The sequence below is a fragment of the Burkholderia gladioli genome (genome assembly GCF_000959725.1).
GTDB classification, from domain to species: Bacteria; Pseudomonadota; Gammaproteobacteria; order Burkholderiales; family Burkholderiaceae; genus Burkholderia; species Burkholderia gladioli.
Genome location: NZ_CP009322.1, coordinates 821,361 through 840,617, shown reverse-complemented (window position 1 = coordinate 840,617; position 19,257 = coordinate 821,361). Strand labels below are relative to the sequence as shown.

Here is a 19,257-nt window from a genome sequence, read left to right as displayed (position 1 = left end):
CTGGTTCCGTGCTCGCTCAACGCTTCAGGTTCGCGAGCGGCGAATCGGGCGGATAGGTGGGCGTGATCGGCTTGGCCGCGCCGAGCATCACGCACATCAGCGCATCCTCCTCGCCGATGTTGATCTCGGTGCGATAGACGCCGGGCGGCACCGAGATCAGGTCGCGCTCGCCGAGCACGGCTTCCCAGCGCTCGCCGTCGCGCTCGCAGATCACCTTGATGCGCCCGCGCAGCACGAAGAAGATTTCCTCGACGTCGACGTGGATATGGCTCGGGCCGATATTGCCGGCCGGGATCACCATGGTCGAGAAGGTGAAGCCGCCGGCCGGCACGGTGTTCATGTCCTTGGACACGCCGGTGCCGCCGGTGCCGACGTAGCGCATCTGCGCGCGGCGGTACTGCGGGTCGTAGTCGGCCTGGAACTTCAGCGCGTCCCAGTCGTAGCGGCGCGTCGACAGGCGCGCGACGCGCCCTTCCATCCAGTCCGCGAAGCTCGCGTCGGCGGGCTGGTCCCACGACTTGCGTTCGATATCGAGCTGCTCCATGGTGTTCTCCTAGAGACTTCAGGGACCCTCGGGTCCGCAATTTTCCAAAGCGCCGGATCGACCGTATTCGTCGATTCGGCATGCTGATGATTGAAGCGTCAATGCATCACGAAACCGCCGTTCACCGGCAGCAACTGCCCGGTCACGAAACGCGCGGCGTCCGACAGCAGGAACAGCACCGGACCCGTCACGTCCTCGGGCCCTTGCGCACGCGGCAGCGCGCGGCCCTGCAGGTAATAGGCATGGCGTTCGGCCGGCACGTAGCGAGTCGCCTCGACCTCGGTCAGGCCCGGCGCGATCGCATTGACCGTCACCGAGGCGGCGCCGTATTCGCGCGCCAGCGCATGCGTCATGGCGATCACGGCGCCCTTGCTGGCCACGTAGGCGAGCAGCCGGGGCGCGCCCCACAGGGCCGTGTCCGAGGCGATGTTGACGATCGCGCCGCGTCCCGAGCGCGCCAGGTGCGGATAGGCCGCGTTCGAGGCCAGCCACACGCCGCGCACGTTCACGTCCATCACCGCGTCCCAGGTGCCGATCTCGAGCTCGGCCGCGTCGCGGCCGCCCGAGTTGGTGATGGCCGCGTTGTTGACCAGCCCGTCGATGCCGCCCAGCGCGCCGGCCGCCTCGGCGACGAAGCGCGCCACGCTGGCCGGATCGGCCAGGTCGAGCGGGAAGAAGAACACCGCGCGGCCCGCCTCGGCATGACGCGAGGCCAGCGCCTGCCCCGCCTCGACCAGCACGTCGCCGAAGGCGACGCTGGCGCCGGCCGCCGCGAGCGCGTCGACGAAGGCCGCGCCGAGCCCGCGCGCCCCGCCCGTGACGATCACGCGCCGCCCGTCGAGCGGAACCGAAACCGGAAGCTCAGCCATGCGCGTGCTCCGTGGCGGGCTGGGTCGCCTGGGTGGATTCCGCGGCGGCCTGCGCGGCGCGATGCGCGTCGAGCGCGGCGGCATGCTCCTGCGCGCGCTGGCGCAGCAGGCGCCGCACGCGCGTGATGCCGATATCGTGCTGATAGAGGTATTCGTGATCGCGCGCGTTCGGCGCCAGGCTTTCCAGCACGTAGCGATCCTGTTCGAGCACGGCCCAGTGCAGGCCCTCGAGGCGATTGCGATAGAGGAAGCGCCAGACGTCGCGCTGCCAGCCGTCGACCTTGCGGGTACGCCAGAAATAGACCTGGCAGTGATCCTCGTCCACCGGCGTGGCGAAGCCGACGATGCCGAAGCTGCCGCCCGGGCCGAACTTCTGCTTGTAGGGAATCGCCAGGCGCAGCCACAGGCAGCCGGTCTCGCCCAGCTCGACCCAGTCGAAATTGACGTCGCGCTGGCCGACCTTCTCGAACATCAGGCCGGTTTCGGTCTTGCGCACGCGCATGTCGGCCTGCTTGTCGCCCTCGGCCATCGAATGCGAGCTCGCATGCAGGTAGGCGCCGTGCATCGGGTCCATCACGTTGTCGATCGCGTACTGGTAGTTGCAGGTCCAGTTCGAGACGCAGACGAAATGCGCGTACGCGTCGCTGCTCAGTTCCTCGGGCAGCACCAGCGGCGCAGGCTCGCGATGCGCCTCGTCGCCGAACCAGAGGAAGATCGCGCCGGCCCGTTCCTCGACCGGGTAGGACTTCACGCAGGCCTGCCCTTCCAGCGGGCAGTTGGCGACGGCCGGCACGCGCGCGACGGTGCCGCTGCCGTCCACCTCGATGCCGTGATACCAGCAGGCGACGTGGTCGCCGAGGTTCCAGCCGAGCGAGAGGCGCGCGCCGCGATGCGGGCAGCGATCCTCCAGCGCATGCACGCGGCCCTCGCGATCGCGCCACAGCACGATCTGCTCGGACAGGCGCGTGAGGCCGACCGGCGCGCTCGACACCTGCCAGCTCGGCGCCACGGGGTACCAATAGTTGCGGATGCCACGGTCCAGATAGGCGCGGATCGGATCCGCGGCGGGAGCGGCCTGGGAAGACTGGGTGGGGGACGTCATGGTTATGCTCCGGAATGCGGGGAAGACAGGGCCGTCATGCCTTATTCGGCCAGCGCGGCCATCTCCGCGCGGAAGCGTTCGAGGGTCCAGGCCGAACCGTCGGGGGCACGCGAACCCACGCGGTTCAGCGCCGCCACCACCTCGTCGAGTTCGACCGCGCCGCTCTCGAACACGCGCTCGAGCGCATCGCCGAGATCGTTCTCGTACGGCGTCGGCTCGGCCTTGCGGGTCTGCCACACCAGGTTCGGCACCTGCCCGGGGATTTCGATGCGCCCCTTGCCGGCGACCTGGTTCGGTTCCGGCGCGCGCCACGGCTGCAGATCCGGATTGAAGCTCACGACCTTGGTTTCCATCTTCACTCCACCTTCAACTGGATTTCCTCGCCGGCGAGCCGCACCGCGTACTGCTTCAGCGCGCGGCCGCCGGGCCCCTTCAGGCATTGCCCGGTACGAATGTCGAATACCGCCTCGTGCAGCGGGCACTCCACCGTGCCCTCGTCGACGAAGCCCTGGGTGAGCAGCGCATAGGCGTGCGGGCAGACGTTCTCGAGTGCGTAGAGCGCGTCGCCCACCCGGTAGATGCCGATCTCGACGCCATCGGTCCGCTTGAACTCGAGCGGCGCATCCTCGGACAGCGCGCCGGCATGTCCGGCGCAAACCCATTGTTCAGACATCTGCTGGCCTTCCTTCAGATCAGTTGCGTTTTGTTCCATACAAGGAACGTTGGTTTATGGATGGTGATTATAGGATCGAGCCGCGCCAGGAAAAAATAAAAAACCGCGCGAGCTAGGGAAAACACCGAGCCTCCCTGCTCCGGTTCGGCTCGATTGCCGTTCAGCACCTGTATTTCACGGTAATTTCCAAATTTGTCCGAAGGAACGCGAATCGCCGGGCCTCGCGTGGACCGTTCCGTCTCACGCTCAGATTTATTTTTTTTCGCTTGGCGAGCGCTCCTATACTCATTCCATGAACGGTACATTGTTCCTTGTATGGAACAAACAACATGAAAATGTAAGACGGCGCCCGTTCCGCCGTCTCACCGGCACGCGGGCGGCACGGCTCGTCCGCACGGAGTTTCAGGAGATCAGATGGTCAAGCGAGCGGTAGCAGCGGCATGCATGGCGGCGGGCGCGGTCACGGCCGCTCATGCGCAGAGCAGCGTGGTGCTGTATGGGAGCCTCGATGCGGGGGTCGGTTACGTCAGCAACGTGGCCGGCAGCACCAAGGTATTGATGATCCAGGGCAATACCCAGCCGGACCGCTGGGGCCTGCGCGGGCGCGAGGACCTCGGCGGCGGCCTGGCGGCGATCTTCCAGCTGGAGAACGGTTTTTACACCAACACGGGCGCGTTCGCGACCGCCAATACGCTATGGAACCGGGCGGCCTATGTCGGCCTGGCCTCGAACCGCTACGGCACCATCACGCTGGGCCGCCAGACGCCGCTGCAGTTCGACTGGCTCGACCCGCTCAGCACCGCCTACCTGGCGATGAGCTGGTACGCCTTCCACCCCGGCAACATCGACGGGCTGGCCGCCACCGGCAACGTGCCCTACAACAACGCGATCAAGCTGAAGTCGCCGAGCTGGGGCGGCTTCACGGCCGCCGCGACGCTGGCGCTGGGCAACACCACCAATTTCGGCACGGGCCGCTCGACCGGCTTCGGGCTCAACTACGCGAACGGCTCGTTCAAGGCCGCGGCGGTCTACTCGAACGAGCACGACCGCTCGCTGCTGGTCAGCCAGGCCGGCATCGCCAGCTTCCAGGGGCAAAACACCGCCAACGGCTATACCGCCAGCAAGGTGGAGAACTTCGGCGCGGGCGCCTCCTACGCGTTCGGCGACTGGCTGGTGCACGCGCTCTACACGCGCGTGAAGATGGAGTCCAACGGCTATTCGGACACGTTCCAGAGCTACGACGCGGGCGCCAACTACCGGATCACGCCGGCCAACACGCTGGCCGGCGGGGTGGCCACCACCACCTTGTCGGGGCGGCGCTGGACCCAGCTCGAATTCGGCGACATCTACGCGCTGTCGGCACGCACCCAGCTCTATGCGAACCTGCTCTACGAGCACGCCAACGGCGGCGCGCAGGCGGCGTTCTTCACGGCCGGCGTGTCGAGCGGCGCCAACCAGCTGGTGGTGCTGGCCGGCATCCATCACTCGTTCTGAGGGACAACAGGCTTCGTGGCGGCCGGCGCGCCGCCATTATCCTGAGGAATGCAAAGCATCGGGAATGGAACTCGGCATGCATCGCGGCGCGGCGCGGCATCCCCTTCGGGCGAGCCGCGCCGCCGCCGTTCAGACCATCGCCACGCGATGGCGCGCGTGCGCGACGGTGGGATCGTTCTCCAGCGGCCGGTAGTTGAGCCGCGAGGACAGGTCGACGGCCGCGCCGCAGACCTGCTCCACCAGCCGCTCCTTCTCGGCCGCGTCGCCGATCTCGGAACGCGGCACGGTGGCGGTGATGGCCGCCACGATCGCGCCCGAATGATCGCGCACCGGCGCGGTGACGGCCGAGATGCCCGACTCGAAGGCGCCCTCGCTGATCGCATAGCCGGCGCGCGCGTACTGGCGCACGCGCTCGTAGAGCTCGTCGATACCGCCGGGCGTGTGCTCGGTGAAGCGTTCGAGCTTGCCGCCGGGATAGAGCTGGCGCATCGCGTCGCGCGTGAGGTCGCCCATCAGCACGTGGCCGTGCACGGTGGCGTGCGCGGGCAGGCGCGTGCCCACATGCACCTTCACCGAGCCGAACAGGGTGGCGTGGCTCTGCGATTTCGCCACGAACACCACGTCCTGCAGGTCGCGGATCAGCAAATGGGTGGTCAGGCCGGTGGCGTCGCGCAGCCGCTCCAGCACCGGCGCGCCGAGGTCGGTCAGCTCCAGCGAGCTCAGGTACTCGAAGCCCAGCCGCAACACGCCGACGCCGAGCCGGAAGCTCTTCTCGCCCTGCACGCGCTCCAGGAAGCCGAGCGCCTCGAGGGTCTGCAGCAGCCGGAAGGTGGTGGTGCGCGGAATGCCGATCCGCTTCGACAGCTCGGGCGCGCCGAGCACCGGCTCGCGCGCCGAGAACTCGGCGAGGATGCGCAGCCCGCGTTCGAGCCCGGGCACCAGGTAGGACGACGGATTGCCCGCGTCGTCATCGCCGGGCGCCTCGGCAGGCGCGCTCGCTGGGGATGCCGGATCGGTCGTGGATTTGGCCATGGTCGACAACGCAGACGAAAGGATTCAGGGAAGGCGGAAACGATTTCCCCGAATTATGCCTCGAACGCGCGACGATACGGCCCGCCTGGCGGGCGGGCCTGCCCGGGACAGCCGCCTGTCAGCGATAACGCTGCAGTTCCGGATCGGTGATCGGCTGCTCGGCCATGTCGAGGATGCCGGGCAGCGCGCTCAGGCGCGGCAGCCCGTTCAGGCCCAGCCACTTGCCTTCCTTGGTGCGGAACACCACGGTGGGCGTGCCGGTGAAGCCGAGCTGCTGGAACATCGCCGCGTTGGCGTCGAGCTTGGCCTTGGCGTCGGCGGGGACCACCATCAGCGGCGCGATGCCGCCCGATTCGTCCTTCTCCGAATACTTGGTCTCGAGCGTGTTGAGCAGGGCCGGGCCGTCCGGCGCCTTGAGCAGCGCCGCGGCCTTGCCGGCCGAATCGGGCTTCAGGAAGGCCAGCGGAATCCAGTGGACCTGCAGCCCGGCCGCCTCGTAGGGCCGCAGCGCGCGCCACATCAGGTGGCAGTAGATGCAGTTCGGGTCCATGAACACGTACAGCGTCGACTTGACCTTGGCCCCGCTCGCGCCCTCGACGATCGCGGGCGCGGCCTGCACCCGCGCGACCTGCGCGGCGTCCAGGGTGGGCGGGGGCGGGTCGTCCGCCCGGCTCGTCAGGGCGATCGTCAGGCCGGCGATGGCCAGGGCGATGCTGATCCGTGTCTTCATGAAATCCTCGGGTGGTGATTCGGTGGCGCTCGCGCGCCGGGTTCGTTCTCGCCGCAGCAGCGCAGCCTGCATTCTCGCGCGTTGCGCGCATCCTTGCGCGTTCGGCCATCGGCGGGCCGGCCGCTGGCCGTTCCCAGCCGTTCCCGGACGGGCCTTCGGGCCGGATCGGGCCACCATACCGGCCGGCGCGGGTCGCGCGACTGACGTTTCGCTGACGGCGCCGTCAGCTAGCCGCCAGCGCGCGGCGCGGCCCGACCAGGCGGAAGGTGAGATTGAGGCGCTCGCCCTGCACCGCCGGCGCCTTGGCGACGCGGTGGCGCCAGTCGCGCTGGGTGGCGCCGCGCATCACCAGCAGGCTGCCGTGCGTGAGCCGGTAGGCGCGCAGCGCGCGGCTGGCGTCGTGGCGCAGGTCGAACACGCGCGTGGCGCCCAGGCTCAGCGAGGCGATCACGGGCGCCTCGCCGAGCTCGGGTTCGTTGTCGCTGTGCCAGCTCATGCTGTCGCTGCCCGAGCGGTAGCGGTTCAGCAGCACGCTGTTGAAGCGTGCCCCGCAGGTGGCCTCGGCAAGCCGGCGCAGTTCGGCCACCGCCTCGGTCCACGGCGCCGGCACGTTGCGGATGCCGGAATACACATAGACCGCCTCCGGCTCGCCCTGCCAGGCGGTGAGCCGCGGCATCGGCACCGGCCCGCGCGGCGTGCGGATCGACTGCTGCCGCCAGTCCACCTCGGCGAGCAGGCGCGCGAAAAACGCGTCGGCGCGCTCGCGCGGCAGCCAGTCGGGATACCAGTCGAGTTCGGGCTCGGGCGGCGTGTCGAACAGATCGTCCATCGGTGAGAATCCTCGCATCCGGCTATCATCGCGGGATGGCGCCCGGGCCGCAAGCTGCCGCGCGGCCCCGGCATCCCGTCAACCGGGCATCGAGCCCATCCCTTTCAAGATCGATCGATGATGCTTTCCGATTCCGCATTGGACCAGTTGTTCCGCACCGCCCGCACCCACAACGCCTGGCTGCCGAAGCCGGTCGACGACGCCCTGCTCAGGCAGCTCGTCGAACTGACGCTGTGGGCCCCCACCTCGGCCAACTCCAGCCCGGCTCGCTTCGTGTTCGTGAAGTCGCCGGAAGCGAAGGCCAAGCTCAAGCCCGCGCTCGCCGAGGGCAATATCGACAAGACCATGAGCGCGCCGGTCACGGTGATCGTCGGCATGGACATGGACTTCCACGAGCAGTTGCCCAAGCTGTTCCCGCACGCCGACGCGCGCAGCTGGTTCGCCGGCAACGACGCGCTGATCGAGGCCACCGCGTTCCGCAATTCCTCGCTGCAGGGCGCCTACCTGATCCTCGCCGCGCGCGCCTTGGGCCTCGACACCGGCGCGATGTCGGGCTTCGATGCCGCCAAGGTCGAGCAAGCCTTCTTCGCCGGCACGCGGATCAAGGCCAACTTCCTGGTCAACCTCGGCTACGGCGACGAGAAGGGCCTGTTCCCGCGCAGCCCGCGTTTCGCCTTCGACGAAGCCGCGCGGATCGAGTAAGCGCGCGCCGCCGCCGGCAGGCGACGGCAGGCGGCACACCATGACGAGCGGCACGAGATTCGGCATCGGCCGCCGCGGAACCGGCTTCGGAATCCGCGGCGCAAGCGCTGGCACGACGACGCCGGGCGCGGGCATCGACGCGCCACCTGGCGGCCGTCCTCGCCCGCGCATGCGCCACGCGCCCTCGCCCGCCCGAGCCACGCCGCCCGCCCCGCTCGACCGGCTCGCCCACCCAGGCGCCGCGCCCTCGCGCGAGGCGCCCGTTTTCCCGCTTCGCCCCCGGCGCCGACGCTCCCGCTGCGGCGCCGCCCCGTTCCCCGCCTCACTTCCGCTGCTGCCACCATGCGACGCATCTCCGCCTTCCTGCTGCGGCTGATTACTTTCGGCGTGCTGTTCCACGTCTATGTCGGCTTCCGCCTGATTCCCGATTTCAGCTCGAGCGCCGCGCGCATTCCCGCCGTGCTCTGGCTGGTCGCCTCCTGCCTCGTGATCCCCCTCGGCATGCTCTCGCGCACCTTCGAGCGGCAGCCGCTCGGAGACCGCGTGGCCTGGATCGGCCTGCTCGAGATGGGTTTCTTCTCCTCGCTGCTGGTGCTCACGCTGGCGCGCGACCTGCTGCTCGCCTCGCTGCTGACGCTCGACGCGCTGGCGCCACATACCGTCTCGCTCGCGCACTGGCGCGCCCTCACCGCCGACGCCGTGCCGCTGCTGGCCTTCGCGGCCAGCGCGATCGGCTTCTTCAACGCGCGGCGCCTGGCGCGCGTGGTCGAGGTCGAGGTGCCGATCGACGACCTGCCGGCCTCGCTGGACGGCTTCACGATCGTGCAGATCAGCGACATCCACGTCGGGCCGACCATCAAGCGCGGCTACGTCGAGGCGATCGTCAACGCGGTGAACCGCCTGCAGCCGGACCTGATCGCCGTCACCGGCGACGTGGTGGACGGCAGCGTGGCGCGCCTGGCGGGCCATGCCGCGCCGCTGGGCGCGCTGCGCGCGCGGCACGGCGCCTTCGTGGTGACCGGCAACCACGAGTACTACTCGGGCGCGGATGCCTGGGTGGCCGAATTCCGCCGCATCGGCCTGGACGTGCTGATGAACGAGCATCGCACCATCGAGCACGGCGACGGGCGACTGGTGCTGGCCGGCGTGACCGACTACTCCGCCGGCAGCTTCGATCCCGCCCATCGCAGCGACCCGAGCGCGGCGCTGGCGGGCGCGCCCGCCGACGTGCGGCTGCGCGTGCTGCTCGCGCACCAGCCGCGCAGCGCCAACGCGGCGGCCGATGCCGGCTTCACGCTGCAGCTCTCGGGCCACACCCACGGCGGGCAGTTCTTCCCCTGGAATTTCTTCGTGCCGCTGCAGCAGCCCTTCGTCTCGGGGCTGGCGCGCCTGAACGGACTGTGGGTCTATACCAGCCGCGGTACCGGCTACTGGGGCCCGCCCAAGCGCTTCGGCGCGCCCTCGGAAATCACGCGCGTCAAACTGGTGGCCGGCCGCGCCGCGCAGTGAGTCGCCGGCTCGACATGCAAAAATGCCGCCCCTTCGGGGGCGGCATTTTTTCGAGCACGATCGATCGACGGCGCCTCAGCGCTCGAGGCGCGCATCCCGCTCGCGCAGCGAGGCCGGCAGCGCATAGGCCACCAGCAGCGCGCAGACCAGGCTCAGCAGCGCGATCACGTAGAGCGCCGGGGTGGTGGAGCCGGTCAGGTCGCGCACCCGGCCGACCATCACCGGGCTGACGATCCCGCCCAGTTGCCCGAGCGTGTTGATCACCGCGATGCCGCCCGCCGCGCCGGCGCCGGTCACGAGCTTGGGCGGCAGCGCCCAGAAGGCCGGGATCGAGGCCACCACGCCGGCGCCGATCACCGCCAGCGCGACCAGCAGCAAGGTGGTCTGGCGGTCGAAGTAGCCGGCCGCGAAGAAGCCGACGCTCGCCATCAACAGCAAGGCCACCACGTACTTGCGCCGCTCGCCGCTCGCATCCGACAGGCGCCCCACCGTGACCATCGCGATCGCGCCGGCGATATAGGGCACCGAGGTCAGCAGGCCGATCAGGGTGGGATTCTGCGTGCCGGCGGTGCGGATCAGGTGCGGCGCCCAGAAGTTGAGCCCGTAGGACGCGATCTGGATCAGGAAGTAGACCAGGCCCAGCATCAGGAAACCGGGCGTCCTGAGCGCGCCGAGCAGCGAATGGCCGCCCTGCGGATGACGGCTCTGCTGCGCGATCTGCCCGGCGAGCCAGGCCTTCTCGTTGCCCGACAGCCAGGACGCGTCCTCGATGCGGTCCTTGAGCTGGACCATCACCAGCACGCCGAGCAGCACGCAGGGCACGCCGCCGAGCAGGAACAGCCAGTGCCAGCCCGGCATGCCCAGCGCGCCGTTCAGATGGCCGAGCACGAGCCCGGCGGCCGGCGCGCCCACCAGGCCCGAGAAGGCCGAGGCCAGGAACAGCAGCGAGGTGATGCGGCCGCGATGGCTGGGCGGGAACCACAGCGTCAGGTAATAGAGCACGCCCGGCGCGAAGCCGGCCTCCATCGCGCCGATCACGAAGCGCAGCCCGTAGAACTGCCATTCGGTATGGACGAACACCATCGCCGCGGTGGCGATGCCCCAGGAGATCATGATCCGCGCGATCCAGCGCCGCGCGCCGACGCGATAGAGCAGCATGTTGCTCGGCACCTCGAACAGCACGTAGCCGATCACGAACAGGCTCGCGCCGAGCCCGTAGGCGGTGTCGGACAGGCCGAGGTCGCCCTGCAGCTGGAACTTCGCGAAGCTGATGTTGATGCGGTCGAAGAACGCGAACAGGTAGCAGATCATGATCAGCGGCATGAGCCGCCAGGCTACCTTGCGGATTACCGCGATGCCGGTTTCGCTGCCGGCCTCGCGGCCGTCCGATGCGATTGCGCTGCTGCTTGCCATGTTTGTCTCCAGGCCGGACTGGCGGAGGGCCGTCCGGTCGAATTGGTTGGGATGCCGTAGCTCGTTGATACGGTGAAACGTCGGGACTTCAGCTCATCTGAAACGATCGGCCGGCTGGCGCTGGCGGCGCCGGCGCCGCCAGCCCTCAGGCGATTTCCGCCACGTAGGCCGGCGCCGGATGCAGGTCGGTGTTGCGGCCCGCCTTCGCCACCTGCCCCGGCACCTCGTGGCCGACCAGGGCCGGCAGCGTGCGCGACAGCGGCAGCAGCCGCGCCAGGTCGATGGTGTTGGGGATCTCCATCTCGTCGCACAGGTTCACGAGATCCTCGGTGCAGATGTTGCCGGACGCGCCGGGCGCGAACGGGCAGCCGCCGAGGCCGCCCAGCGAGGCGTCGAAGCGGCGCGCACCGGCCTCGTAGGCGGCCAGCACGTTGGCCAGGCCGAGCCCGCGCGTGTCGTGGAAATGCAGGGTCAGCGCCGAGGCCGGCACCAGGTCCAGCACCCGCGCCACCAGCCGCGTGACCTGCCGCGGGTTGGCCATGCCGGTGGTATCGGCCAGCGTGATGCCGCCGATCCCCAGTTCGCGATAGGCGTCGACCAGGTGCAGCACGCGGTTCTCGTCGATGCGCCCCTCGAAGGGGCAGCCGAAGGCGGTCGCCACCGTGCCGTTGAGCGAGACGCGCGCGCCCTGCACCAGGCCGACGATGTCGCCGAAGCCGGCCAGCGAGTTCTCGCAGCTCATGCGCATGTTGGCGCGGTTGTGGGTCTGGCTGGCCGACATCACCAGGTTCAGCTCGTCGGCGCGCGCGGCCAGCGCGCGCTCGGCACCCTTCGCGTTCGGGATCAGCGCCACGTAGGTCACGCCGGGCACGCGGCGGATGCCGCGAAACACCTCGTCGCCGTCGCGCAGCGCCGGGATCGCCTTGGGCGAGACGAAGGAGCCGGCCTCGATGCGCGTGAAGCCGAGCTGCGAGAGGGAATCGATCAGCGCGATCTTGTCGGCCGTCTCGACCCATTTCGGTTCGATCTGCAGGCCGTCGCGCGGTGACACTTCCTGCACCACCAGGGTATCGGCCGCCATGCGCAGGCTGACCGGATGCAGGTCCTTGGCGTCGAGGTTCGGGTTGAGGTTCGGGTTGAGGTTCGGGTTGAGGTTCGGGTTGAGATTCGCGCTCACTGCACCGCCCCCTGTTCACGCAGCCGCGCGATCTCGGCCTCGCCGAAGCCCAGGCCCGCCAGCACGTCGGCGGTGTGCTCGCCGAGCGCCGGGCCCTGCCAGTTCACCGCGCCGGGCGTATCCGACAACTTCGGCACGATGCCGGGCATGGTGCCGCCGGCGCCGCTCGTGCCGCTCGTGCCGCTCGTGCCGCTCGTGCCTCTCGTGCCTCTCGTGCCGCCGTCAGGCCCGGTCGGCCTCGCGCGGAGCGCTGCGCATCTGCGTGAGCTGTTCGGCGATCATCGCGCCGAGCGCGGCGATATCGCGTTCCACCGCCTCGGTCACCGGCATGCCGGTATTGAGCCGCAGGCAATGGTTCAGGCTGCCGTCGGTGCAGAACAACTGGCCCGGCGAAAACGCGATGTCGTCCTGCAAGGCGCGCCGCAGCAGGGCCGTGGTATCGAACCCGCGCGGCAGCTCGATCCACATCCAGTGGCCGCCCGACACGGCGAAGCTGCGCGCCTCGCGGGGGAAATGCGCGCGCACCGCCGCCTGGTACTGGCTGGAATAACTGGCCAGGGCCTGACGCAGGCGGCGCAGATGCGGCTCGAACAGGCCGCTGGCCATGAAGCTCGACAGCGTGTACTGGAACAGCTCGGGCGGCTGGGCGATCCGCTCGAACTCGTGGCGCAGGTTGGTGACGGCAAAGCCGATCGACAGGCCGTGCCCGACCAGGCCGCTGACATCGGAGAAGTAATGGACCAGTCCGGTCCGGTCGAAGGCCTTGAAGGGCAAGGGGCGCTTCTCGCCGAAATGGAGATCGCCGTTGCGGTCGTCCTCGATCAGCGGCACGCCGTGCTCGGCCAGCAGCTCGACCACGCGACGCTTGCCCGCGTCGCTCATCTGGCCGCCGGTCGGATGCGGGAAGTTGGCGGAAAACGCGCAGGCGGCCACCTTCTCGCGCCGCAGGGCGAACTCGAGCGTGTCGATCGACAGGCCATGCTCGGGATGCGAGGGGATCTCCAGCACCTTGAGACCGTGCTCGTCCAGTTCCTCCAGCAGCCTCATGGGCGCGGGCGAGGCGATCGCCACCGTCTGGCCGGGCTGGGTCAGCGAGCGGAACAGGGTCCGGTAGACCTCGTAGTTGGCGAGCGTGATGGTGATGTCCTCGGCATGCCAGTCGCAGCCCATGATTCGTCCGCGGCGCGCGAGCTGCCGATGCAGCGGCGAGTCCGGACCGATCAGGCAGCCGGTCAGGAAGGCCGGGTTGCGGCGTGCCTGCTCGGTCATGATCCGCTGCAGCGCGACCGCCGGATAAAGCTCGGGATTGATCCGCGCGAACAGCATCGGCTGGTCCGCCGCGGCCAGCACCTCGAGCGAGCGCAGCAGGGCGCGCTGGGCCGGCAGCGCCGGCTGCAGGCAGGCCTCGGGCACGCGCGCCGGCGGCCGGCGCTCGACGGCATGGAAGCGCTCGCGCACGTAGAAACCGCTGCGCGGGCGCACCGAGATCATGCCGGCATCCTCCAGCAGATACAGCGCGTGCGTAACCGTCGCGCTGCTGGCCTGGAAACGCGCGCACAGGGCGCGAATCGAGGGCAGCTTGTCGCCGGGGCTCAGCGGTCCCGAGCAGATTTCCTCCTGCAATTGAAAAGCCAGCTCGCCGTAGCGAGTCGATCGATCCCACATGTACCGGTCCACCTGATTGCCTTGATCGCTGCCGCCGAGCGCGCCTGCGCCGGCTCCCTGCCCCGGTCGCGCTGCGCCGGGCCGGTCATTTTGCGCCCCGTGCCTGCCGGGCACCAGCCTCAGGCTGGGCCATTTGCACCGTCGCAACGCCGGGCTTGCCGCATCTGTCTCCCTGTTGCGATAGAGACAGCCGCGGTGCCCCGCGGATGCCGGGCGGCTGCCGCTGTCGTGATCGAAACAGGAATACAGATGCGCATGCAACGGCCGTGAGTCCGTCGCGCCGTCGCCGTCTGAGGCTACCGGCGCGCCGGGCCGCCGCGCAGAATCGTCCTGCCTGCCCTCTTCCACGGACACTCCTTCATGACGCCGCTGTCCTCCGCCGCCCATCCGCCCTGCCCAGGCGCCGCCCGCGCTCGCCAGGCAACCCGCCCCGGCAGATCGCTGCCGTGCCGTTCGATCCGCGCCGCGAACACCGATACCGAGGAGTCCGTCCCGGCCGCCGGCGAGCAATTCGAACCGAGCGATCGCATCTGGCGCCAGGTCCGACATCTTTGGCATGCCTGAGGATTTGCGCTGCCAGCCGGCACGGCCTTGGCGCCCCCGATCATGAACGTCTCATCCGACCCGCTCACGCCGGCCATCCGGCTCGGCGCGAAAATCCGCGCCTTGCGGCAGCGGCTCAACTACACGCTGGACCGCCTGGCGGCCTGCGCCCATCTTTCCAAGCCGTTTCTCTCGCAGGTCGAGCGCGGCCTGGCGGGCGTCTCGGCGGCCTCGCTGAACAGCATCGCCGGCGCGCTCGGCGTGGAGGTCGGCTATCTGCTGGACGCGCCCGAGGAACAGCACCAGATCCATCGTCGCGAGCAGTTGAGCTTCCAGCCCTTGCCCGATTCCGCGACCCGCTTCGCGGCCCTCACGCGCGGTTCGCCCCACCAGGAGCTCGAGGCACGGCTGCTCAGGCTGCCGCCCGACCAGCCGGGACCGGGCGACACGCCCGGTCGCGCCGGGGAGGAGTTCCTGCACGTCCTGTCCGGCGAATTGAGTCTCGCGCTGGCTTCCGGCACCGTGCTGCTGCGGGCCGGCGACAGCGCCCACTACAAATCCGCCTGGTCGCGCGGCTGGACCAATCCGCATCGGCAGGAAGCCGTGGTGCTGTGGGTCGGCACGCCCCGGCTGCCTTGAGCGCAAGACGCAAACGACACGGGCGACCCGCCACCATGTCCGAGGCTGGCGGAGAAAGAACGCTAACGCCCATGTCTATCTCGCGTACCTGATCGCGACGCATCACGGATGCCGCAGTAAGGCATGACGCGTAGCGGTTCGCCGGCATTCCCTGCCTTGATCGATACAGGTTCCTGCACATCCAAGCGATCGCCCACCGACGCGACAGCGCGCCCATCGCGTTCATGACGACTCGGATCAGGCATCGCCACCGCGCGAAATATATGCTGCGGCGCACATCGAACCAGGGCGGTAAACGAAAAAACGGCCGGGCTGCTTCAGCACCGGCCGTTCTTGCGGGTTCGGCGATTCACTCGTTCTCGTCGAAAACATAATGACCGAACTTGACTTGCTTGGTCCGGATGTAGCGTTCGTTCTCGTCGCGCACGGGCACCGCCAGCGCGACGCGTTCGCACACGGGAATGCCGTGCGCGACGAGCGTGTCGAACTTCTTCGGGTTGTTGCTCATCAGTCGCACCGAGTTGACCTGCAGGATGCGCAGGATCGCGGCCGCCGAATCGTACTCGCGTGCGTCGTCGGGCAGGCCGAGGTCACGATTCGCCTCGACCGTGTCGCGCCCTTGTTCCTGCAGCGCGTAGGCGCGGATCTTGTTGCTCAGGCCGATGCCGCGCCCCTCGTGACCACGCAGATACAGCAGGACGCCGCAGCCCTCTGCGGCGATATACCGCAGAGCGAGGTCCAGTTGCTCGCCGCAGTCGCAGCGGTAGGATCCGAACACATCGCCCGTCAGACACTCCGAATGCAGGCGCGTGAGCACCGATTGCTGCCCTGCGACATCGCCGACCACGAGCGCCAGGTGTTCGGCCTCGCTGCCGGCCACGCGAAACGCATGGGACATGAAGGTGCCGTAGCGGGTCGGGAGCGAGGCCGACGCGACGAGGGTCACGCATTCGTCGGCTTGAGGCTCGTCCGCGGACGGCGAGGAAGGTTGCGAAGACATGGAAAGCATCGAAAAATCGGAGTTAAGGAATGTTCTGAGTGGCGCGCAGCCGGAGTTTACCGCTAATCTACGCAATGCGTTCTTCACGGTGTCCGCCCGCGCGGGCACTTCCACGCCGCTTCCCCCGGGCATGGCTTGCGCCCGGTTTCCGGAGATCGTATGAGCACAACCGTCGCGAATATTCTCAAATCAAAGCCCGATGCCGGCCAAACGGTGCACACGATCGGCAAGAATGATTCCGTCTACGACGCCTTGAAGCTGATGGCCATCAAGGGCATCGGCGCCCTGGTGGTGAAGGAAGGCGAGGACATCGTCGGCATCGTCACCGAGCGCGACTACGCGCGCAAGGTCGTGCTGCTCGAGCGCTCGTCCAAGGACACGCGCATCGAGGAAATCATGACCGTCAAGGTGCGTTACGTCGAACCGTCGGAAACCAGCGACCAATGCATGGCGCTGATGACCGAGCATCGCATGCGCCACCTGCCGGTACTCGACAAGAACCGCAAGCTGATCGGCGTGATTTCGATCGGCGATTTGGTCAAGAGCGTGATTGCCGAGCAGCAGGACACCATCAAGCAGCTCGAGCACTACATCCACGGCACCCCGATCGATTCGGAATAAGCCCCGGCCCGACAGGCGCAAAAAATGCCCAAACGCTCGAGCGTCTGGGCAAAGCCGCCGGGTTGCGGCGACGGAGGTCCTGTTCGGTCGAACCCTGCCCCGCGGATCTCGCGCGGGCATCAGACCTGATCTGTTCAATGCGTGACGAGGCGCCGCCTCGTCACGTCTCAATCGCGCGGCCGCGCCTGGCGCGGCCCGCCGTCACCCTGCTGCTCAATGACCGAAGTAGACGCTGTCGACCGGGTTCGGCGCGGTGTCGTTACGACGGCCCGATTGCGCGCCGGCCACCGGCTGCACGCCGTAGCCGCTGGTGTCGGCATGCGTCAGCGTCTGCTGCGATTGCTGGACACGCGCTTCGGCGGCCTGGATGTCACGCGGATATTGGGCGTCGCTGGCGACCGGGTTGTAGCCGGCCTGTTCGAGCTGGACCAGTTGCGCACGGACTTCGGCGCGCGTCACGGGCTGGTTCGACTGGGCGAACGATGCGACCGGAGCGGCAAGGACCGAAGCGACGACTGCTGCATAGACGAGCGATTTCATGATGTTACCTCCGAGATGTTTGTGGTTTTGCGTCGCTCCCGGCGTTGATTTCTGCCTGAAGCGAACGACTCAAGTCTAGGCTTCGGATCACCAAGGGAAAACCCCTAGTTTAGACATAGACCGTTGCACGGATAGCAAATATCACGGCTCGAATCGACCCCGGAAATCGATCAGTTTGCATATTCTCACAACAATTACTGACAATTGGCTAACCGCCGCCACCGTGCCGCCCTGTGGTCGTGCTTATAATGGAAAGCGTTTCGTCATACTTTCCCGCCCATCCGTGATGCGCCGCCCTCCTGCTCGCCCCCATGCCCTTCGACGCCGCCAGATCGGCGTCGGCGCGCGCCTGGCCGGCTCGCGAGGCGCTCACGTCACCGTTCCGCAGGCTGCCGCCCGGCGCCCGCGCTGACCCGCTCCACCGGAGCGCCAGCCGGGCTCCGGGCGATTCCCCGATTCAGGCTCATCGCGCCGCCGGCCGCGGCGCCTCACGCCCATACACAAGGACAACACCGATGAAGAATCGACTGCTGCAACTCACCGAACTCGATGTCGCGCGCCTCGAGAAACATGCCGAACGCGACACGCGCTTGCAGGCCATGCTCGACACCCTGCTCGAACGCGCCGATATCGTGAATGCCGATGCCATGAAGGCAAACGTGGTGACCATGAATTCGCAGTTCACGCTGACCGACGAGGCGACGCACGAAGCCATCACCTGGACCCTCGTCTATCCCGACCAGGCGCGCTCCGACGCCGGCCGGCTGAACGTGTTCTCGCCCGTCGGCATGGCCCTGCTCGGTGCCCGCCAGGGCGAGCATGTGAACATCACCCTGCCCAACGGCGTGGCGGGCCGCATGACGGTCTCGGCGATCGTCTACCAGCCCGAGGCCAGCGGCGACTACACGCGCTGAGCCTCGCCGAATGGGGACCCGACCCGGCAGCGGGCCGGCTCCCCGATTCGCGAAGCACGATATTCCGTGCCGTAAACGAAAAAAAGGCGCCCGAAGGCGCCTTTTTGCCGTAGACCGTCGAAGCGGTCGTCGAGCTTAGAAGCGGTGACGCAGGCCAACCGTAGCGGCGGTCTGGTTGATGCCCGACGAGGTGTTCGTCGCAGCGATGTCGCCGTTGTAGATCGAAGCAGCCACGCCGTTGCTTGCGCGCTGGTACACGGCTTGAGCGTACACGTCGGTGCGCTTCGACAGCGAGTAGTCGGCTTGCAGGCCAACTTGGTTCCAGTGGGCGTTGTTCGTGCCCAGGCGGCCGTTCGAGTACGTGTAGGCGATGCCCAGACCCAGTGCCGGCGTCAGGTTGTACTTGCCGTTGACTTCGTAGTTGTCGATGCGAACGTTCGCGCCTGCAACCGTGTTGTCCAGACGAGCTTGCGTCCATGCGGCGCCGACTTGTGCCGGGCCGAATGCGTAGCCAGCTGCTGCGCCGTACGTACGGACGCGGCCTTGTGCGCCGAATGCGTTCTGGTCAACCGCGCCGCTCGTGCCAGCTGCGTTCGGGTTGTTCAGTTGCGAGTACGCGCCAGCCAGCTTCAGGCCTTGGAACTGGTACGACACGCCGCCGCTGTATGCACGGTTGTTGCCGAAGTTCGTGTTGTTCGAGAAAGCGTACGTGCCGCCGAATTGCAGGCCGGCGTAGTTCGCGCTCGTGAACTTGATCGAGTTGTTGGTTGCGTAGCCGCCGTTCGTGCTCAGGTTGTCGAAGTTGCCGACGTGAGCGAAGTACGTGCCGCCCCACGAGCCGGTCGCCGTCAGCGGAGCCAGGTAGTCCTGGACTGCGTCGTACTGGCGGCCCAGCGTGACCGTGCCGTACTGGCTCGACAGGCCGACGAAGGCTTGACGGTTGAACATGCCACCGTCGTTCGAGAAGCGGCCGTTACCGAGGTTGAAACCGCTTTCCAACGTGAAGATTGCCTTCAGGCCGCCACCCAGGTCTTCCGAACCACGGAGACCGAACAGGCTTTGGTCGATGCCCGTGCCTTCCGACCAGCGCGACTTGCCGGCGACATTGCTTTGGTACGTGATGCCCGCGTCGAGCACGCCATACAGCGTGACGCTGCTTTGCGCGTGGGCGACGGTTGCGAACGATGCTGCAGCGGCTGCAACGATCAGAGTCTTCTTCATTCGTGGAGCTCCCTTCATCTAAAAAAGGCAGGTCTGTCGA

The 19,257-nt window shown here is 68.1% G+C and carries 22 protein-coding genes and 1 pseudogene; 8 read left to right on the top strand and 15 right to left on the bottom strand.

Going from position 1 to position 19,257, the window contains the following annotated elements; translation table 11 throughout:
- Positions 1-16: 16 nt before the first annotated feature.
- The 5 genes from BM43_RS04450 to BM43_RS04430 form a co-directional block, all read right to left on the bottom strand.
- Positions 17-544, bottom strand: a complete 528-nt coding sequence (locus BM43_RS04450; protein ID WP_036038832.1) for a cupin domain-containing protein — start codon at positions 542-544, stop codon at positions 17-19.
- Positions 545-642: 98 nt separating this feature from the next.
- On the bottom strand, positions 643-1,413 hold the full coding sequence (locus tag BM43_RS04445; protein ID WP_036056699.1) for an SDR family oxidoreductase: 771 nt from the start codon (positions 1,411-1,413) through the stop codon (positions 643-645).
- A complete protein-coding gene (locus tag BM43_RS04440) occupies positions 1,406-2,515 on the bottom strand; it encodes an aromatic ring-hydroxylating dioxygenase subunit alpha (RefSeq protein WP_025097964.1) in 1,110 nt (369 codons plus the stop codon). Before BM43_RS04440 ends, BM43_RS04445 begins: the two co-directional genes overlap by 8 nt.
- 41 nt (positions 2,516-2,556) lie before the next feature.
- Complete coding sequence (locus BM43_RS04435; RefSeq protein WP_025097963.1) at positions 2,557-2,868, bottom strand: recombinase-like helix-turn-helix domain-containing protein; 312 nt, start codon at positions 2,866-2,868, stop codon at positions 2,557-2,559.
- A gap of 2 nt (positions 2,869-2,870) precedes the next feature.
- A complete protein-coding gene (locus BM43_RS04430; RefSeq protein ID WP_013689902.1) occupies positions 2,871-3,188 on the bottom strand; it encodes a non-heme iron oxygenase ferredoxin subunit in 318 nt (105 codons plus the stop codon).
- A 414-nt stretch (positions 3,189-3,602) separates the two neighbouring features.
- Between BM43_RS04430 and BM43_RS04425 the strand changes: the two genes are divergently transcribed.
- Positions 3,603-4,682 (top strand): porin, encoded by a 1,080-nt coding sequence (locus tag BM43_RS04425; protein WP_017921239.1) that lies wholly within the window; start codon positions 3,603-3,605, stop codon positions 4,680-4,682.
- A 129-nt stretch (positions 4,683-4,811) separates the two neighbouring features.
- On the opposite strand, the gene BM43_RS04420 is transcribed toward BM43_RS04425, so the two are convergent.
- The 3 genes from BM43_RS04420 to BM43_RS04410 form a co-directional block, all read right to left on the bottom strand.
- Positions 4,812-5,714: an IclR family transcriptional regulator gene (locus tag BM43_RS04420; protein WP_036056700.1), complete on the bottom strand. Its 903-nt coding sequence runs from the start codon at positions 5,712-5,714 to the stop codon at positions 4,812-4,814.
- 118 nt (positions 5,715-5,832) lie between these two features.
- A complete protein-coding gene (locus BM43_RS04415) occupies positions 5,833-6,444 on the bottom strand; it encodes a thioredoxin fold domain-containing protein (protein ID WP_230676444.1) in 612 nt (203 codons plus the stop codon).
- A gap of 223 nt (positions 6,445-6,667) precedes the next feature.
- Positions 6,668-7,273 (bottom strand): alpha-ketoglutarate-dependent dioxygenase AlkB family protein, encoded by a 606-nt coding sequence (locus tag BM43_RS04410; RefSeq protein ID WP_036056702.1) that lies wholly within the window; start codon positions 7,271-7,273, stop codon positions 6,668-6,670.
- A gap of 117 nt (positions 7,274-7,390) precedes the next feature.
- Here BM43_RS04410 and BM43_RS04405 point away from each other — a divergent pair, with 117 nt between their 5' ends.
- Both BM43_RS04405 and BM43_RS04400 read left to right on the top strand, forming a co-directional pair.
- The gene (locus BM43_RS04405; RefSeq protein WP_036038842.1) at positions 7,391-7,975 is read left to right on the top strand and encodes a malonic semialdehyde reductase; all 585 of its coding nucleotides are present in this window, start codon (positions 7,391-7,393) and stop codon (positions 7,973-7,975) included.
- Positions 7,976-8,317: 342 nt separating this feature from the next.
- The gene (locus BM43_RS04400; RefSeq protein WP_013689896.1) at positions 8,318-9,484 is read left to right on the top strand and encodes a metallophosphoesterase; all 1,167 of its coding nucleotides are present in this window, start codon (positions 8,318-8,320) and stop codon (positions 9,482-9,484) included.
- A gap of 75 nt (positions 9,485-9,559) precedes the next feature.
- Here the strand turns inward: BM43_RS04400 and BM43_RS04395 are convergent, their stop codons facing one another.
- The 4 genes and pseudogenes from BM43_RS04395 to BM43_RS04385 all read right to left on the bottom strand — a co-directional run bounded on the left by BM43_RS04395 (position 9,560) and on the right by BM43_RS04385 (position 13,739).
- Complete coding sequence (locus BM43_RS04395; protein WP_036056703.1) at positions 9,560-10,897, bottom strand: MFS transporter; 1,338 nt, start codon at positions 10,895-10,897, stop codon at positions 9,560-9,562.
- A gap of 145 nt (positions 10,898-11,042) precedes the next feature.
- Positions 11,043-11,978 carry a hydroxymethylglutaryl-CoA lyase gene (locus BM43_RS04390; RefSeq protein WP_036035063.1) on the bottom strand — a complete coding sequence of 312 codons (936 nt, stop codon included), beginning with the start codon at positions 11,976-11,978 and terminating at the stop codon, positions 11,043-11,045.
- A 92-nt stretch (positions 11,979-12,070) separates the two neighbouring features.
- A pseudogene (locus BM43_RS40160) lies at positions 12,071-12,238 on the bottom strand (CoA transferase); the annotation flags it as partial.
- Positions 12,239-12,296: 58 nt separating this feature from the next.
- On the bottom strand, positions 12,297-13,739 hold the full coding sequence (locus tag BM43_RS04385) for an aminotransferase-like domain-containing protein (RefSeq protein WP_157693232.1): 1,443 nt from the start codon (positions 13,737-13,739) through the stop codon (positions 12,297-12,299).
- 360 nt (positions 13,740-14,099) lie between these two features.
- On the opposite strand from BM43_RS04385, the gene BM43_RS41260 reads away from it, so the two are divergent.
- Together BM43_RS41260 and BM43_RS04380 are read left to right on the top strand one after the other, a co-directional pair.
- Entirely contained in the window at positions 14,100-14,303 is a 204-nt protein-coding gene (locus BM43_RS41260) for a hypothetical protein (RefSeq protein ID WP_105850505.1), read from the top strand.
- A gap of 42 nt (positions 14,304-14,345) precedes the next feature.
- The gene (locus tag BM43_RS04380; RefSeq protein WP_036056709.1) at positions 14,346-14,921 is read left to right on the top strand and encodes a helix-turn-helix domain-containing protein; all 576 of its coding nucleotides are present in this window, start codon (positions 14,346-14,348) and stop codon (positions 14,919-14,921) included.
- Positions 14,922-15,270: 349 nt separating this feature from the next.
- Here BM43_RS04380 and ribA read toward each other — a convergent pair whose 3' ends face one another.
- Entirely contained in the window at positions 15,271-15,921 is a 651-nt protein-coding gene (ribA, locus tag BM43_RS04375) for a GTP cyclohydrolase II (RefSeq protein ID WP_013689876.1), read from the bottom strand.
- On the opposite strand from ribA, the gene BM43_RS41505 reads away from it, so the two are divergent.
- Both BM43_RS41505 and BM43_RS04370 read left to right on the top strand, forming a co-directional pair.
- On the top strand, positions 15,920-16,084 hold the full coding sequence (locus BM43_RS41505; protein ID WP_162184483.1) for a hypothetical protein: 165 nt from the start codon (positions 15,920-15,922) through the stop codon (positions 16,082-16,084). The two genes, ribA and BM43_RS41505, sit on opposite strands and share 2 nt — an antisense overlap.
- Entirely contained in the window at positions 16,081-16,542 is a 462-nt protein-coding gene (locus BM43_RS04370) for a CBS domain-containing protein (RefSeq protein WP_013689875.1), read from the top strand. Before BM43_RS41505 ends, BM43_RS04370 begins: the two co-directional genes overlap by 4 nt.
- 213 nt (positions 16,543-16,755) lie before the next feature.
- On the opposite strand, the gene BM43_RS04365 is transcribed toward BM43_RS04370, so the two are convergent.
- Entirely contained in the window at positions 16,756-17,082 is a 327-nt protein-coding gene (locus BM43_RS04365; protein WP_013689874.1) for a DUF4148 domain-containing protein, read from the bottom strand.
- Positions 17,083-17,597: 515 nt separating this feature from the next.
- Here BM43_RS04365 and BM43_RS04360 point away from each other — a divergent pair.
- Positions 17,598-17,996, top strand: coding sequence for a GreA/GreB family elongation factor (locus BM43_RS04360; RefSeq protein ID WP_013689873.1), 399 nt, complete (start codon positions 17,598-17,600; stop codon positions 17,994-17,996).
- A gap of 135 nt (positions 17,997-18,131) precedes the next feature.
- Here the strand turns inward: BM43_RS04360 and BM43_RS04355 are convergent, their stop codons facing one another.
- Positions 18,132-19,217, bottom strand: a complete 1,086-nt coding sequence (locus BM43_RS04355; protein ID WP_013689872.1) for a porin — start codon at positions 19,215-19,217, stop codon at positions 18,132-18,134.
- Positions 19,218-19,257: the final 40 nt, after the last annotated feature.

What these genes read in the sequence shown, in the direction of transcription:
- BM43_RS04390 (WP_036035063.1), bottom strand. Translation starts at nt 11,978, where the DNA reads ATGGCGGCCGATACCCTGGTGGTGCAGGAAGTGTCACCGCGCGACGGC.
- BM43_RS04435 (WP_025097963.1), bottom strand. Translation starts at nt 2,868, where the DNA reads ATGGAAACCAAGGTCGTGAGCTTCAATCCGGATCTGCAGCCGTGGCGC.
- BM43_RS41260 (WP_105850505.1), top strand. Translation starts at nt 14,100, where the DNA reads ATGACGCCGCTGTCCTCCGCCGCCCATCCGCCCTGCCCAGGCGCCGCC.
- BM43_RS04385 (WP_157693232.1), bottom strand. Translation starts at nt 13,739, where the DNA reads ATGTGGGATCGATCGACTCGCTACGGCGAGCTGGCTTTTCAATTGCAG.
- BM43_RS04360 (WP_013689873.1), top strand. Translation starts at nt 17,598, where the DNA reads ATGAAGAATCGACTGCTGCAACTCACCGAACTCGATGTCGCGCGCCTC.
- BM43_RS04370 (WP_013689875.1), top strand. Translation starts at nt 16,081, where the DNA reads ATGAGCACAACCGTCGCGAATATTCTCAAATCAAAGCCCGATGCCGGC.
- BM43_RS04440 (WP_025097964.1), bottom strand. Translation starts at nt 2,515, where the DNA reads ATGACGTCCCCCACCCAGTCTTCCCAGGCCGCTCCCGCCGCGGATCCG.
- BM43_RS04365 (WP_013689874.1), bottom strand. Translation starts at nt 17,082, where the DNA reads ATGAAATCGCTCGTCTATGCAGCAGTCGTCGCTTCGGTCCTTGCCGCT.
- BM43_RS04355 (WP_013689872.1), bottom strand. Translation starts at nt 19,217, where the DNA reads ATGAAGAAGACTCTGATCGTTGCAGCCGCTGCAGCATCGTTCGCAACC.
- BM43_RS04450 (WP_036038832.1), bottom strand. Translation starts at nt 544, where the DNA reads ATGGAGCAGCTCGATATCGAACGCAAGTCGTGGGACCAGCCCGCCGAC.
- BM43_RS04415 (WP_230676444.1), bottom strand. Translation starts at nt 6,444, where the DNA reads ATGAAGACACGGATCAGCATCGCCCTGGCCATCGCCGGCCTGACGATC.
- BM43_RS04410 (WP_036056702.1), bottom strand. Translation starts at nt 7,273, where the DNA reads ATGGACGATCTGTTCGACACGCCGCCCGAGCCCGAACTCGACTGGTAT.
- BM43_RS04405 (WP_036038842.1), top strand. Translation starts at nt 7,391, where the DNA reads ATGATGCTTTCCGATTCCGCATTGGACCAGTTGTTCCGCACCGCCCGC.
- BM43_RS04445 (WP_036056699.1), bottom strand. Translation starts at nt 1,413, where the DNA reads ATGGCTGAGCTTCCGGTTTCGGTTCCGCTCGACGGGCGGCGCGTGATC.
- BM43_RS04430 (WP_013689902.1), bottom strand. Translation starts at nt 3,188, where the DNA reads ATGTCTGAACAATGGGTTTGCGCCGGACATGCCGGCGCGCTGTCCGAG.
- BM43_RS04395 (WP_036056703.1), bottom strand. Translation starts at nt 10,897, where the DNA reads ATGGCAAGCAGCAGCGCAATCGCATCGGACGGCCGCGAGGCCGGCAGC.
- BM43_RS04400 (WP_013689896.1), top strand. Translation starts at nt 8,318, where the DNA reads ATGCGACGCATCTCCGCCTTCCTGCTGCGGCTGATTACTTTCGGCGTG.
- ribA (WP_013689876.1), bottom strand. Translation starts at nt 15,921, where the DNA reads ATGTCTTCGCAACCTTCCTCGCCGTCCGCGGACGAGCCTCAAGCCGAC.
- BM43_RS41505 (WP_162184483.1), top strand. Translation starts at nt 15,920, where the DNA reads ATGGAAAGCATCGAAAAATCGGAGTTAAGGAATGTTCTGAGTGGCGCG.
- BM43_RS04425 (WP_017921239.1), top strand. Translation starts at nt 3,603, where the DNA reads ATGGTCAAGCGAGCGGTAGCAGCGGCATGCATGGCGGCGGGCGCGGTC.
- BM43_RS04380 (WP_036056709.1), top strand. Translation starts at nt 14,346, where the DNA reads ATGAACGTCTCATCCGACCCGCTCACGCCGGCCATCCGGCTCGGCGCG.
- BM43_RS04420 (WP_036056700.1), bottom strand. Translation starts at nt 5,714, where the DNA reads ATGGCCAAATCCACGACCGATCCGGCATCCCCAGCGAGCGCGCCTGCC.